The organism is Pantoea conspicua (genome assembly GCF_002095315.1).
Lineage (GTDB): Bacteria > Pseudomonadota > Gammaproteobacteria > Enterobacterales > Enterobacteriaceae > Pantoea > Pantoea conspicua.
The window spans coordinates 25,731-40,231 of record NZ_MLFN01000039.1 but is presented as its reverse complement, the minus strand read 5'-3'; the positions used below and the strand labels follow the sequence as shown (position 1 = coordinate 40,231).

General features: G+C 58.0%; 11 protein-coding genes. All 11 read right to left on the bottom strand.

Features of this window, described 5'->3' with window-relative positions:
• Window positions 1–103 precede the first annotated feature (103 nt).
• The 11 genes from flhA to cheA all read right to left on the bottom strand — a co-directional run bounded on the left by flhA (window position 104) and on the right by cheA (window position 14,492).
• Window positions 104–2,200 carry a flagellar biosynthesis protein FlhA gene (flhA, locus tag HA41_RS13720; RefSeq protein ID WP_094121243.1) on the bottom strand — a complete coding sequence of 699 codons (2,097 nt, stop codon included), beginning with the start codon at window positions 2,198–2,200 and terminating at the stop codon, window positions 104–106.
• Window positions 2,193–3,344 carry a flagellar biosynthesis protein FlhB gene (gene flhB, locus HA41_RS13715; RefSeq protein ID WP_094121242.1) on the bottom strand — a complete coding sequence of 384 codons (1,152 nt, stop codon included), beginning with the start codon at window positions 3,342–3,344 and terminating at the stop codon, window positions 2,193–2,195. Before flhB ends, flhA begins: the two co-directional genes overlap by 8 nt.
• Window positions 3,345–3,535: 191 nt before the next feature.
• Window positions 3,536–4,177, bottom strand: a complete 642-nt coding sequence (gene cheZ, locus HA41_RS13710; RefSeq protein WP_094121241.1) for a protein phosphatase CheZ — start codon at window positions 4,175–4,177, stop codon at window positions 3,536–3,538.
• Window positions 4,178–4,186: 9 nt separating this feature from the next.
• Window positions 4,187–4,576, bottom strand: coding sequence for a chemotaxis response regulator CheY (gene cheY, locus HA41_RS13705; RefSeq protein WP_094121240.1), 390 nt, complete (start codon window positions 4,574–4,576; stop codon window positions 4,187–4,189).
• A 39-nt stretch (window positions 4,577–4,615) separates the two neighbouring features.
• On the bottom strand, window positions 4,616–5,665 hold the full coding sequence (locus HA41_RS13700; protein ID WP_094121239.1) for a protein-glutamate methylesterase/protein-glutamine glutaminase: 1,050 nt from the start codon (window positions 5,663–5,665) through the stop codon (window positions 4,616–4,618).
• A complete protein-coding gene (gene cheR / locus HA41_RS13695) occupies window positions 5,665–6,534 on the bottom strand; it encodes a protein-glutamate O-methyltransferase CheR (protein WP_094121238.1) in 870 nt (289 codons plus the stop codon). The genes HA41_RS13700 and cheR overlap by 1 nt, the downstream gene beginning before the upstream one ends.
• 83 nt (window positions 6,535–6,617) lie before the next feature.
• Window positions 6,618–8,294 carry a methyl-accepting chemotaxis protein gene (locus tag HA41_RS13690; protein ID WP_094121237.1) on the bottom strand — a complete coding sequence of 559 codons (1,677 nt, stop codon included), beginning with the start codon at window positions 8,292–8,294 and terminating at the stop codon, window positions 6,618–6,620.
• 107 nt (window positions 8,295–8,401) lie between these two features.
• A complete protein-coding gene (locus HA41_RS13685) occupies window positions 8,402–9,964 on the bottom strand; it encodes a methyl-accepting chemotaxis protein (protein ID WP_094121236.1) in 1,563 nt (520 codons plus the stop codon).
• 205 nt (window positions 9,965–10,169) lie between these two features.
• On the bottom strand, window positions 10,170–11,840 hold the full coding sequence (locus HA41_RS13680) for a methyl-accepting chemotaxis protein (protein ID WP_094121235.1): 1,671 nt from the start codon (window positions 11,838–11,840) through the stop codon (window positions 10,170–10,172).
• A 160-nt stretch (window positions 11,841–12,000) separates the two neighbouring features.
• Window positions 12,001–12,498, bottom strand: a complete 498-nt coding sequence (cheW, locus tag HA41_RS13675; RefSeq protein WP_031376437.1) for a chemotaxis protein CheW — start codon at window positions 12,496–12,498, stop codon at window positions 12,001–12,003.
• 23 nt (window positions 12,499–12,521) lie between these two features.
• Entirely contained in the window at window positions 12,522–14,492 is a 1,971-nt protein-coding gene (gene cheA / locus HA41_RS13670) for a chemotaxis protein CheA (protein ID WP_208612763.1), read from the bottom strand.
• Window positions 14,493–14,501: the final 9 nt, after the last annotated feature.

Below are 14,501 nucleotides of genomic sequence, written 5' to 3'. Positions count from 1 at the left end.
CCGCGGTTCGCCAGCAGCGGACCACTGGCGCTGGCCTGCCACGCCCCACCGGCCGCCGAGGTCAGTAGCGGAAGTATCAGCAGCAGTGCCAGCGTCCAGCGCATTATTTGCCTCCGATGGTGGCGGTCATCCGAATCTGGCGGTTATCGCTCAGTTCCAGATTCGACAGCACTACCAGTTGCGGCAGATTGCGGCGCAGGAAGCGCGCCAGTAACGCACGCAGCGGATGATTCACCAGCAGCACCGGCGGTGCGCCGAGCATCTCCTGGCGCTGCAGCGCTGCCTGCGCCTGGCTCAGCAGCCGGTCGGCCAGACCCGGTTCCAGTCCGCCGCCGCCCTGTAACGCCTGTAACAACAAGCGTTCCAGTGTGGAATCCAGCCCGATCACCTGCACTTCATCATTGCCCGGGAACCACTGCTGAGTAATGGCACGGCCCAGCGCCACGCGCACCACGCTGGTCAGCTCCTGAGGATCGCTTTGCACTGGCGCGTGTTCCGCCAGCGTTTCGATGATGGTGCGCATATCGCGAATGGATACCCGCTCCACCAGCAGATTCTGCAGCACCTTGTGCAGCGTGGTCAGCGAAATCACGCCCGGCACCAGGTCTTCGGTCAGCTTCGGCATCTCCTGGGTGACGCGATCCAGCAGCTGCTGCGCTTCCTGACGGCCAAACAACTCGCTTGCGAATTGCCCAATCAGATGGTTAAGGTGGGTGGCCACCACAGTACTCGCTTCCACTACGGTAAAGCCCTGAATCTGCGCCTGCTCTTTCAGCGCGCTGTCAATCCAGACCGCCGCCAGCCCAAACGCCGGATCGACGGTGGCTTCACCCGGCAGACTGCCTGCCGCCGTGCCTGGGTTGATCGCCATCCAGCGGCCAGGATAGGCATCGCCGCTACCGATTTCGACCCCTTTCATCAGAATACGGTAGCGCGCCGGCGGCAGTTCCATGTTGTCACGGATATGGACCACCGGCGGCAGGAAGCCAACGTCCTGCGCCACTTTTTTACGGATACTGCGGATGCGGCCCAGCAGTTCGCCATTTTGCAGATGATCGACCATCGGAATCAGCCGGTAACCCACTTCCATTCCCAGCGTGTCTTCCAGCTGGACATCGGTCCACGACGCTTCGGCGGTGGCGGGCGTATCCGGGGCTTTGGTGATGCTGCCCGGCGCCGCTTCTGACTTTTTGTTCGGCTGCGTTTCACGCCCGCGCAGCCACCAGGCCAGACCGAGTAAGGCCGCGGTAAACAGCAGGAAAACGAAGTTTGGCATACCCGGCACCAGCCCCAGCAGGCCGATGACACCGGCGCTCAGCATCAGCACCCGCGGATCTTTGAACAGCTGGGTCACCATCTGCTCGCCAACGTCCTGATCGGTCGCCACACGCGTCACGATAACGCCCGCTGCGGTTGAGATCACCAGCGCCGGGATCTGTGCGACCAGACCGTCACCGATGGTCAGCAGAGTATAGGTTTCGGCTGCGTGTCCCACGCCCATGCCGTGTTGCACCACGCCGACCAGCAGGCCACCGATCACGTTGATCACCATGATCATGATACCGGCGATAGCATCGCCGCGAACGAACTTACTGGCACCGTCCATGGAACCGTAAAAGTCCGCTTCCTGGGTGACTTCGGAACGGCGACGTTTGGCTTCATCCTCGCCAATCAAACCGGCGTTGAGGTCGGCGTCGATCGCCATCTGCTTACCGGGCATCCCGTCAAGCACAAAGCGCGCGCCCACTTCTGCGATACGGCCCGCACCCTTGGTGATGACCATAAAGTTGATGATCACCAGGATGATAAACACCACGATACCGATGGCGAAGTTGCCGCCGACCAGGAAGTGCCCAAAGGCCTCAACCACCTGGCCAGCCGCCGCCGCCCCGGTATGCCCTTCCATCAGAATGATACGGGTTGAGGCGACGTTCAGCGCCAGACGCAGCAAGGTGGAGAACAGCAGAATGGTCGGGAATGCCGCAAATTCCAGCGTACGCTGGGTGAACATCGCCACCAGCAGGACCATGATCGACAGCGCAATGTTAAAGGTGAACAGCAGATCGAGGATGAATGGCGGTAACGGCAGCACCATCATCGACAGGATCATCAGGATCAGCACCGGACCCGCCAGTACCTGCCACTGCATATCTTTAAAGTTGCCCGGTAAACGTAGTTTTGCGGCCAGGTTATTAGCCATCGTTTTTGCTCTCTCCTGCAAAGTCCATCTCTGCCGGGACCGGCAGGTTTTTCGGTTTGGTTGGGATCAGGCCGCCTTCGCGCTTCCAGCGGCGTGACTGCCAGACCCATGCCAGCACTTCCGCCACCGCCGCATAGAGCGCACCGGGGATGTGCTGTCCAATTTCAGTGTGTCGGTATAACGCACGCGCCAGCGGCGGTGCTTCCAGAACCGGGATGCGGTGTTCCGCGCCCAGTTCACGAATTCGCAGGGCAATTTCGCCCGCGCCCTTGGCAATCACCTTTGGCGCACTCATCTTCTTCTCGTTGTACTGCAGCGCCACCGAATAGTGCGTCGGGTTAGTCACGATGACGTCGGCCTTGGGCACATCGGCCATCATGCGGCGGCGGGCGGCAGCGCGCATCTGCTGGCGAATACGCCCTTTAACGTGCGGATCGCCCTCCTGCTGCTTGTGCTCATCGCGGATTTCCTGACGCGACATGCGCAGCTTTTTGTAATAGCTGTAGAGCTGCCAGAAAACGTCGTAACCCACCATCGGCACCAGCCCCAGCATCACCAGGGTGCAGCAGATGGCGATCATATCCATGCCATGTATCAGAGCGGTGATCGGGGATTCGCTGATCAGACGCAGCATCTCCGGCCAGTGAGCATAGATGTACCAGCAGCCAACCGCGCCCACCAGCACGGTCTTGAGAATGCCTTTGAACAGTTCGGTCCAGGCCTGTGCGGCAAACATGCGCTTGAAACCGGCCATCGGACTGAGCTTGGTGAAGTCGACCTTGATCGACTTGCCGCTGATCACAATGCCGCCCAGCAGCATCGGCGCAGCAATCGCGACCAGCACCAGTCCACCCATCAGCGGCAGCAGCGCCATCAGTGCCTGACCAATCAGGCTGCCGATGTGGCTGATGATAATCTTATCGTCGGTCACCATGCCGTGATCGAAACGCAAACCGGTGGCGACCATGCTGGCCAGCCGATGCGCCATCATGGTGCCGCCCATCCACAGAATCATGATGCCAGCCAGCAGCATCAGTAATGAGGTCAGCTCGCGCGATCGCGGGATCTGCCCATCCTCACGCGCTTTTTCAAGCCGGTGCGCGGTGGGCGATTCTGTTTTGTCCTCGTCGCTCTCTTCAGCCACGACAAACCTCGGTTGGCAGGAATTCTGAGCATAGAATGCCAAATTTGAGCGGGGTTAAAGCGCAGATAAGACGGGAAAAACAGGCGTTCTTTGGCGGATGAGTCGGGTAAAGCAGAGCGGGCCCACCGTCTGGTGGACCTGCGAGAGAATGGTGCAGCCGTGTTGCCAGCCCGCAGGCTGGCTTCTGCGGATTAAAACCCTAAGCTGTCCAGCAGGTCATCAACCTGATCCTGGTTCGCGACCACGCCAGGTGCATCGGCGTGGATCTGCGGACCGTTCAGCAGGCTGGTGCCTTCCTGACGTTTCTCGGCACTGACTTCCGGCATGTTCTCCAGCAGCACCATTAACAGCTGGCGCTCAATCTCCTGGATCACATCCATCATGCGCTTGATCACCTGACCGGTCAGGTCCTGGAAATCCTGCGCCATCATGATTTCAAGCAGCTGCTTGTTGGTAAAGGACGTATGATCCGGCACGGCAGCAAGAAATTCGCGAGTATCCGTCACCAACTCACGCGCATCGGCCAGTTCAATTGGGTTTTCAAACCATTGGTCCCAACGCCCTTTCAGCTGGGTTGCCCCGGCTTCCATCTTATCCTGATGCGGTTGTGCCGCTTCAACGCAGTTCAGCGCACGGTCGGCGGCCTGCGCCGTCATCTGCACCACATAATCCAGACGATCGCGGGCATCGGGAATGGCTTCAGCCGCATCAGCAATTGCCTGATCCAGCCCCAGCTCGCGCAGGCTGTCGCGCAGCATACGCGTCAGAGAGCCGATGCGGGTAATGATGTCGTGTGCCGAGGCATCCTCAGTTGGTTTCGGAAGGTCGCTCATCACATCTCCTTACATGCCCAGTTTTTCGAAAATTTTGCCCAGCTTTTCTTCCAGCGTCGCCGCCGTGAACGGTTTCACGACATATCCGCTGGCGCCAGCCTGAGCGGCAGCGATAATGTTCTCTTTCTTCGCTTCCGCGGTGACCATCAGTACCGGCATGCTGCTCATTGCGGCATCGGCACGGATGGTTTGCAGCAGCTGCAGGCCATCCATGTTCGGCATGTTCCAGTCGGAAATGACGAAGTCAAAACCACCCGCTTTCAGCTTTGAGAGCGCATCGACGCCATCTTCTGCTTCTTCAACGTTGTTGAAGCCCAGCTCTTTCAGCAGGTTACGCACAATACGACGCATCGTATTGAAGTCGTCTACTACCAAAAAGCGCATGTTTTTATCAGCCATATCTACTCCTGTGTTATCTCGCCCGGCAGGACGGGCCTGTTAAATACGCAATGCCTGTCCGGCGCTAATTTTCGCCAGCATGTGCTGGCTGATGTTGCTTAAATCCACGACTTCACTCACACCGCCTGTGGCGATTGCCTCACGCGGCATGCCAAATACCACACAACTGGCTTCGTTCTGGGCAATGGTCCAGGCGCCTGCCCGATGCATTTCCAGCATCCCGGCGGCCCCGTCGTTGCCCATGCCAGTCAGGATCACCCCGACCGCATTGCGCCCGGCGTTGATCGCCACCGATTTAAACAGCACATCCACAGAGGGTTTGTGCCGGTTGACTGGTGGTCCTTCGTTCAGTTTCACCACGTAGTTGGCACCGCTACGGCCCAGCTCCATGTGCATCGCACCCGGCGCAATGTAGGCGTGTCCCGGCAGAATTCGCTCGCCGTCTTCGGCCTCTTTCACTGTGATCTGACACAGCTTGTTCAGCCGCTCAGCAAAAGAGCGGGTAAAGCCTGGCGGCATATGCTGGGTAATCAGCAGCGCCGGGCTGGTGGCTGGCAGCGGCTGCAGCACATGTCGAATCGCCTCGGTGCCGCCGGTGGAGGAGCCAATCGCAATCAGCTTCTCGCTACTCAGCAGCGGACCCGCCTTCAGCGTCACCGGCACCGGCATCGCCGTCCGGTTATGCAGACGGGCACGGGCTGCGGCACGAATTTTGTCACCAATCATCTGGCTGTAGGCCAGCATCCCTTCACGAATCCCGAGTTGTGGTTTGGTGACAAAGTCCACCGCACCCAGCTCCAGCGCCCGCAGGGTAATTTCCGAGCCTTTACCGGTCAGCGATGAGACCATCACCACCGGCATCGGCCGTAAACGCATCAGTTTTTCGAGGAAGTCGAGGCCATCCATGCGCGGCATTTCCACATCCAGCGTCAGCACCTGCGGATTAAACTGCTTAATCAGATCGCGGGCGACTAATGGATCGGGCGCGGTTGCGACCATCTCCATATCCGGATGGCTATTGATGATTTCCGTCATCAGTTGCCGCATCAGCGCAGAGTCATCTACGCACATCACGGTGATTTTGCTCATCATCTTTCCTTCGTCAGTCCATAGACGGTTTGCCCACGCAGCCAGAACTCTTTACTGATCTGACTGAAGTTTTCTGAGTGACCGGCAAACAGAATGCCGCCCGGCTTCAGCAAGGGAACAAACCGACGCAGAATTTTCTCCTGCGTCTCTTTATCGAAATAGATCATCACATTGCGGCAGAAAATGGCGTCAAACTGGCCAGGCAGCGCCCAGTCATTGGCCAGCAGATTAAGCTGGGCATAACTGACCATGCTGGCCAGTTCAGAACGTACCCGCACCATGCCAGCATGTGGACCGGTGCCGCGCAGGAAGAAGCGTTGCAGTTGCGCCGGTGACAGCGTACGCAGCTCTTCCTGCCGGTAGACGCCCGCCACCGCTTTTTCCAGCACCTGGGTGTCGATGTCACTGGCGTGGACCTGGAACTTACCCGGTCCGGTCCCCAGCGTTTCGGCCAGCGTCATGGCAATCGAGTAAGGCTCTTCACCGGTAGACGCGGCAGTACTCCAGACGCTGAAATTGCCCTGACGTTTACGCGCATGCTCCGCGAGGATCGGAAAGTGGTGCGCCTCGCGGAAAAACGCGGTCAGGTTGGTGGTGAGCGCATTGATAAACGCTTGCCATTCCGCACTGTTTGGATCGTGTTCCAGCAGCGCCAGGTAACGACCAAAATCATCGATATTCAGCGTGCGCAGACGACGTACCAGACGGTTGTAAACCATTTCGCGCTTGTGATCGGCCAGCACGATACCGGCACGTTGATAGATCAGCTGGCTGATACGCCGGAAATGCGTATCCGAGAGCGGTAAGCGCTGGACCATTTGCGACAGCAGCGTTGTCGTCTCATTTTGCTCGAACGTCGATTTTTTCATTTCTGCACCTGGCCTGAACTAAAACACATTAACTTTCTGCTGCGATGCCCGACCGCCAGACTGCGGTCGGGCCTTCCAGGCGATTAAAAGGTTTCCCAGTTGTCGTCGCTGCGTGACGCAGACTGACGGGCAACGGTTAACGGCGCATCCAGCTCAAGGTTTTTTGTCGCCGTTGTCTTGTTAACGGCCTGGGCGACAAATTCTTTACCAATATTGAACACTGAGACTGCTTGTTTTAAATGGCTGGCCTGATCTTCCAGCGCGGCAGCGGCGGCAGCGGACTCTTCCACCAGCGAGGCGTTCTGTTGGGTAACGCGATCCATCTCAGTCACCGCCAGACCGACCTGATCAATGCCACGGCTCTGCTCATCCGACGCTGAGGCGATTTCGCCCATAATGTCGGTGACGCGCGTGACCGCACTGACGATGTTGCTCATGGTGTCGCCTGCGCTCTCTACCAGCACCGAGCCGGTATTGACGCGGCTGACCGAGTCTTCAATCAGACCTTTGATCTCTTTGGCCGCCTGGGCGCTGCGCTGTGCCAGGCTGCGCACTTCACCCGCCACCACCGCAAAACCGCGGCCCTGTTCACCGGCACGGGCAGCTTCCACCGCGGCGTTCAGCGCCAGGATATTGGTCTGGAAGGCGATGCCATCAATGACGCTGGTGATATCGGCAATCTTCTTCGAGCTGCCAGCAATCTCTTTCATGGTGGTCACGACGCCATCTACCACTTTGCCGCCCTGCTGCGCGGTTTCAGAGGCGCTGAGCGCCAGCTTGGAGGCCTGACGGGCGTTCTCAGCGTTCTGCTTCACGGTGGCGGTCAGCTGCTCCATACTGGCAGCGGTCTGCTCCAGTGAGGCGGCCTGCTGTTCGGTTCGTGAGGAGAGGTCGTTGTTACCGATAGCGATTTCGCTCGCGCCGGTATAGATCGCGTCCGATCCGTCGCGCACGCTACGAACGGTGCGCGCCAGCTCCTGCTGCATGTTCTGCAATGAAGCCAGCAACTCGCCGATTTCGTTACGCACCGAGAGATCGATGGGCTGAGTCAGGTCGCCGCGCGCAATATGCTGGATATGCTCGATGCTCTGACGCAGCGGGCGGATCAGCACACGGCGCATCACGTTCCACACCAGAATAATCATCAGCAGTGTCACGGCCAGCGTCGCGACCACGATGGTGATGGAGCGGCTATAAGCCTTTTCATTGGCATCCACACCCTGCTTCGCCAGCACCTGGTTGTATTCCAGCCAGGCGTTGTAATCTTTCTGGAATTTGTCCTGATAGCTCTGTGTTGGCTGGTCAACAAAGCCTTTAAAGTTGCCGCTGTTTAAGAACACCATCAGTTCGGCCAGTGCGTCGTGATAGGCCTGATAATTTGCCTGCAGCGTTTTGACGTTGTCGGCATTTTTGCCTTTTTCTGACAGGTTAGCGTTGAAGGTTTGATAGCCCAGCTCAGCCTGTTTCAGCTCCTCACCCGCCAGAGCCACCAGATCTTTCACCGTGGCGCCCGATCCGGACATCTGTGCATCCTGCAGAAAACGGATACCGGCGCGGTTAAGGGTGTTGCGCGCCTGAACCAGCGAAACCCATGAGGTGCCCATCGCCTGTTGCAGCGTATTCAGCCGCTGGTTATAGGCAAAATTCTCTTTATCTGAACTGACGGTTTTGAAAAACATTCCGCCGGAAAACAGCTGCAGCAGCGCAAACAGCGCCAGCACGCACAGCAGACCGGTAACAACACGTACACGACTAAACATACACACCTCATTGGTTAGCGATTCGCTTCTGTTTATCGGCGCATCTGAAGGGAACTTTATGCATGGCGGCGGCTTTACCGCTGCCGCCATGAGGAGAGGAGAGAAAATCAGACGCGGGTAACCTTGAAAACGGAGACGGCCTGGGTCAGGACGCTGGCCTGCTGCTCCAGAGCGGCGGCGGCGGCGGCGGATTGCTCCACCAGCGAGGCGTTCTGCTGGGTGACGCGATCCATCTCAGTGACCGCCTGACCGACCTGCTCGATGCCTCGGCTCTGTTCATCGGAAGCAGAGGCGATCTCCCCCATGATGTCGGTCACGCGGGTGACCGCGCCAACGATGTCGTTCATGGTGCTGCCTGCGCTTTCGACCTGCAGCGAACCGCTGTTAACGCGCGCCACCGAATCCTCGATCAACCCTTTGATCTCTTTCGCCGCCTGGGCGCTGCGCTGCGCCAGGTTGCGTACTTCACCGGCCACCACCGCAAAACCGCGACCCTGCTCACCGGCCCGCGCCGCTTCCACCGCGGCGTTGAGCGCCAGGATGTTGGTCTGGAAGGCAATGCCGTCAATGACGCTGATAATGTCGGCAATCTTCTTCGAACTGCCGGCGATCTCTTTCATGGTGCTGACCACGCCGTCCACCACTTTGCCGCCCTGCTGCGCGGTTTCTGATGCCGTCAGCGCCAGCTGCGACGCCTGACGCGCATTGTCTGCGTTCTGCTTAACGGTGGCAGTCAGCTGCTCCATACTGGCAGCGGTCTGCTCCAGCGAGGCGGCCTGCTCTTCGGTACGGGCGGAGAGGTCGTTATTGCCGGCGGCAATCTCGCTGGCACCGGTAAAGATGGCGTCAGAGCCGTCACGCACGTTGCTGACGGTCATCACCAGCGACTGCTGCATTTCCTGGATGCCGATCGCCAGCTGGCTCATTTCATTGCGCCCTTCCACGTGGATCGGCTGAGTCAGATCGCCGGAGGCGATGGAGCGGATATGTGCCAGCAGCTGTTGCAGCGGCTGAATTAACACCTGCCGCAGGCCGAACCAGCAGGCGACAATCACCCCCAGTACCGACACGGCAATCACCCCAAGCAGCCACATCATCTGGTTAAAGGCCTGCTGGTTTTGGGCGATGCCCTGTTCAGACAGCGCGGTTTGCCGGGCGCGCCACTCACTATAGCTGCCCTGCATCGCCACCTGTTTCTGTTCGATATTCTGTTTAAACATCCCTTCCAGATCGCGCGCCTGCAGACTTTTCACCATCGCTTTCAGGCCGTTGTCGTAACTGGCGTAATCTGCTTCCAGCCGGTCGCGCAGCGTCACATCAAGACCTGCCGTAGCGGGCAGGTTGTAGTAGATCCGGAAGTGACGCTCGGCCTCGGCTAATTGTCCGTTGGCTTTGTTCATCAGGTCATCAAGCTGGCCGCCGTTTATCTGCGAGGCCATGCTGGTCTGCAACCGCAGCATGGCGCGATTCAGAGTGGTGCGACTGTTGTTCAGCGCAATATAGGCGTCGGTCATCGCCGTGACGTTGCGATTGGAAACTTGCGACAGCGCAAAAGCCGCTTTGTCTTTATTCAGCGCCGACCAGAACAGGCTACCGGACAGCAGCTGGAGCGCGCCAAAGATCACCAGTACTGCGATTAAACTGGTGACCACTTTTATTTTTTTTAACATCTTGTTCCCCTGCAGGTTGATTAAGGTGCAGCGGCTATATCGGCGCTCTGGCGCGATGTGTTAACGGTTTCAGCCAATTTTCAGCCACAACCGGCTTTTGTAATTAATGATATCGATATCGGGAGGCGGGTTTGGCTTTAGTCAGGCTGGAGGGGTTATGCGCAGGCGCACGCCCCGGCTGGATGCAGACGGGGCGTGCGATCGATCAGAAGGTTTCCCAGTGGGTATCGCTGACCGGCGCGGTCAGCGCTTTACGCGGTGCCAGAGCGGTCACCGGCGCGGCAATCGGCAGATGCTTCGTCAGCGTCTGTCCGCCAGCCGCGCGCTGGATCTTAAATACCGCCACTGACTGGCTGAGGCGGCTGGCCTGATCTTCCAGTGAGGCTGCAGCCGCCGCTGACTCTTCCACCAGCGAGGCGTTCTGCTGAGTCACCCGATCCATTTCGGTGACAGCCTGACCCACCTGGTCAATACCGCGACTCTGCTCATCCGACGCCGAGGCGATCTCGCCCATGATGTCGGTGACGCGGGTCACCGCACTGACGATATCGCTCATGGTTTCACCGGCGGTACCCACCAGCTGGGAGCCGGTGTTAACCCGGTTAACTGAGTCTTCAATCAGTCCCTTGATCTCTTTGGCAGCCTGGGCGCTGCGCTGGGCCAGATTACGTACTTCACCTGCCACCACCGCAAAACCGCGCCCCTGTTCGCCAGCCCGCGCCGCTTCCACCGCGGCGTTAAGCGCCAGGATGTTGGTCTGGAAAGCGATGCCGTCAATCACGCTGGTGATATCAGCAATTTTCTTCGAGCTGCCCGCGATGTCGCGCATGGTTTTGACCACGCCATCCACCACATTGCCGCCCTTCTGCGCGGTTTCTGACGCGGTCAGCGCCAGCTGCGACGCCTGACGCGCATTGTCTGCGTTTTGCTTCACCGTGGCGGTCAGTTGCTCCATGCTGGCGGCGGTCTGTTCCAGTGAGGCAGCCTGCTGTTCAGTACGAGCAGAGAGATCATTGTTGCCGGCAGAGATTTCGCTGGCACCGGTAAAAATGGCATCGGACCCTTCGCGCACGTTACTCACCGTGCGCACCAGGGATTGCTGCATATCATGCAGACTGGCCGCCAGCTGGCTCATCTCATTACGGCCTTCAACCACAATCGGCTGGGTTAAATCGCCCTGCGCGATGTGCTGAATATGGGTGATGTTGCTGTTCAGCGGGGTAATCAGCACCTTACGCAGACCAAACCAGCAGAGAATAATCACCGCGGCCACAATGGCCATCAGGGTGCAGAGTATCCACATCATCCGGCTGTACGCTGCGCTGTTCTCTTCAACGCCGAGCGTAGTCAGTCGGTTCTGATCGGTACGCCAGTCGGTATAGAGCTTCAGAAATGCACTCTGGCTGGGCGCCACCGGGGCTTTTGCGGCGGCCGCCAGATCGTTCGCCTGCAGCGCGGTCTGCAGATCATTCAGCGCCGTGGCATAGGCGCTGTAGCGCTGATCCAGCTGATCATTCAGCTGCAGATTTTGCCCAGGGGTATCAGGCGTCTCCTTGAAGACTTTGTAATAACCGGCGGCCGCCTGCTGAAAGGCTTTGCTGTCGTCAAACAGTCCGGCAACGTCCGCGTCTTTACCTTCCAGTTTACTGGTGGCAAAACGCAGCTGAATGCGGGTCAGTAATACCCGGCTCTGGTTAAGACTCAAATAGGCATCATTGAGCGCCTGAGTGTTCTGCATCGCCAGCTGCGAAACGGCAAAACTTTGTTTGTCGTGGCTGAGGGCAGAATAAAAAACGGAGCCGGAAAAGGCCTGTAACAGCCCAAACATCAGCAATACCAGCAACAGGCTGGTGACAACGCGGATTTTCGTTAACATAATTAACCCTGAAAAATGTAAGTGATAAGGCAGCAAGGTGATTATCGGCAGGCGATAGTGGGAAATTAGGTCAGGCAGAATTTTTATTGATATAAAATCAAGAAATTATTTAATGGCACAACTGTCACAGGCCGGACGTAACCAGCCTGTGACGGTGGGATTACGCGCTACGCAGGTTATCCACCAGCGCCATCTCGTCGCTGCTGAGCAGCTTCTCAATATCGACCAGAATTAACATACGCTCACCCAGCGCACCGAGACCGGTCAGGTACTCGGTCGACATGGTGACGGCGAATTCCGGTGAAGGACGGATCTGATCCTGGGTCAGCGACAGCACATCAGAGACGCCATCCACCACGATACCGACCACGCGATTCTCCAGATTCAGCACGATCACCACGGTGTTGTCGTTGTATTCAACATCGGGCTGGGAGAACTTCACCCGCAGATCGATAATCGGCACGATCACGCCACGCAGGTTGGTGACACCGCGAATAAATTCAGGGGTATTTGCGATACGCGTTACCTGATCGTAACCGCGAATTTCCTGAACTTTCAGGATATCGATGCCGTACTCTTCATCGCCCAGCGTGAAGACCAGAAACTCCTGGCCTACAGTTTCGCCAGCGATTTTTGTCACGGTTGCCATTCCATTCATGTTATTTACCCTTTCGTTATCAATCAGGCGGCAGCGCCAGCCACACGTTTTTCACGGTTCAGTGATTGCAGTGCTGAAACATCGACAATCAGCGCCACGCTACCATCGCCAAGAATGGTGGCGGCGGAGATGCCCGGCACTTTGCGATAGTTACTTTCCAGGTTCTTCACCACCACCTGATGCTGACCAATCAGCTGATCGACCAGCAGCGCGTAACGCTTGCCCGCGCTTTGCAGAATGACGACGATGCCCTGAGTGGCCTCAGTTTTCGCCCCCTGCACGTCAAACACGTTCCACAGCTCGACCAGCGGCAGATATTCACCGCGCACTTCCAGCACGCACTCGCCACCGGCCAGCGGTTTCAGCTCTTCGGCACGCGGCTGCAGCGATTCCATGACCGCATTGAGCGGCAGAATAAAGACTTCATCCGCCACGCGCACTGACATGCCGTCGAGAATCGCCAGCGTCAGTGGCAGCAGGATACGGATGGTGGTGCCTTTGCCCTGCTTAGAGGCGATTTCGACGTGACCGCCCATCTCCTGGATGTTTCGTTTCACCACATCCATGCCGACACCGCGGCCTGATACGTCCGTTACCTGCTCGGCCGTTGAGAAGCCCGGTGCGAAGATCAGCATCCCGACCTCTTCGTCGCTCATGCTTTCGCTGACCGGCAGACCGGATGAGAGCGCTTTCGCCAGAATACGTTCACGGTTCAGACCGGCGCCATCATCAGACACTTCGATACAGATGTTACCGCCCTGATGTTCCGCCGACAGCGTCAGGTTACCGGTTGCCACTTTGCCGGCCGCCAGACGTTTATCTGGCGATTCGATACCGTGGTCGAGACTGTTACGCACCAGGTGCGTTAACGGATCGATGATGCGTTCAATCAGGCTCTTATCGAGTTCGGTTGAGCTGCCGAGCAGCGTCAGCTCCACTTCTTTGCCGAGCTTACTCGCCAGGTCACGTACCAGACGCGGGAAGCGGCTGAAGACATATTCCATTGGCATCATACGAATCGACATCACCGATTCCTGCAGATCGCGGGCATTACGCTCCAGCTGACCCATGCTGTTGAGCAGGTCACCGTGCGCCACCGGATCGAGTTCACCGGAACGCTGCGCCAGCATCGACTGGGTAATCACCAGCTCGCCGACCAGGTTAATCAGCTGATCGACCTTCTCAACCGCCACGCGAATGCTGGTGGATTCGTTCGATTTAGCGGGTGCCGCGGCGCGTTTGCTTTCGCGTTTCACCGCGGCCACCGGTAGTTCGGTAACGCTGGCGGTCTGCACTTCAGCGACGACCGGCTCAACTGGCGCTGGCGCAGGTGCGCTCTCGTCCGCCTGAGGGAAGCGAATCTGCGCTTCATCAATCACAAAGCAAAGCACCGCAACGATGTCATCTTTACCGACGCCATCAATACAGACGTCCAGCGTATTGCTGCCCTTCTGCACATGGGTCAGGGTGCCGAGATTGCTCATCTCCTCCAGCATCAGATCGACTTCTTTCTCTTTCAGATCGATCAGTTGTACTCGCAGAGCACTGCTGGCCGGTGCTGCGCTGGCGGCGGCCGCGATGCTGACCGGCGCGTCAACCGGCAGGCCTTTGGCCTCTAACGCCAGCTGGCGCAGCGCTTCACAGATATATTTAAAGCTCTCCGCGTTCGGCTCTTGCGCGGTTTTATAAGCATCGAGCTGTTCCTGCATAATATCTTTGGTTTCCAAAAACAGGTTGATGATGTCGGTGCTGAGCTGCATCTCGCCGCGACGAGCACCATCCAGAATATTTTCCAGGATGTGAGTGGTTTCCTGTAATACCGTAAAACCAAAGGTTCCGGCGCCACCCTTAATCGAGTGGGCGGCGCGGAAGATGGCGTTGAGCTGTTCAGAATCTGGTTCCTGCGGGTCGAGACCCAACAGGTGTTGTTCCATATCCGCTAACAGCTCATCGGCTTCATCAAAAAACGTCTGGTAAAAATCGCTGATGTCCATACTCACGGG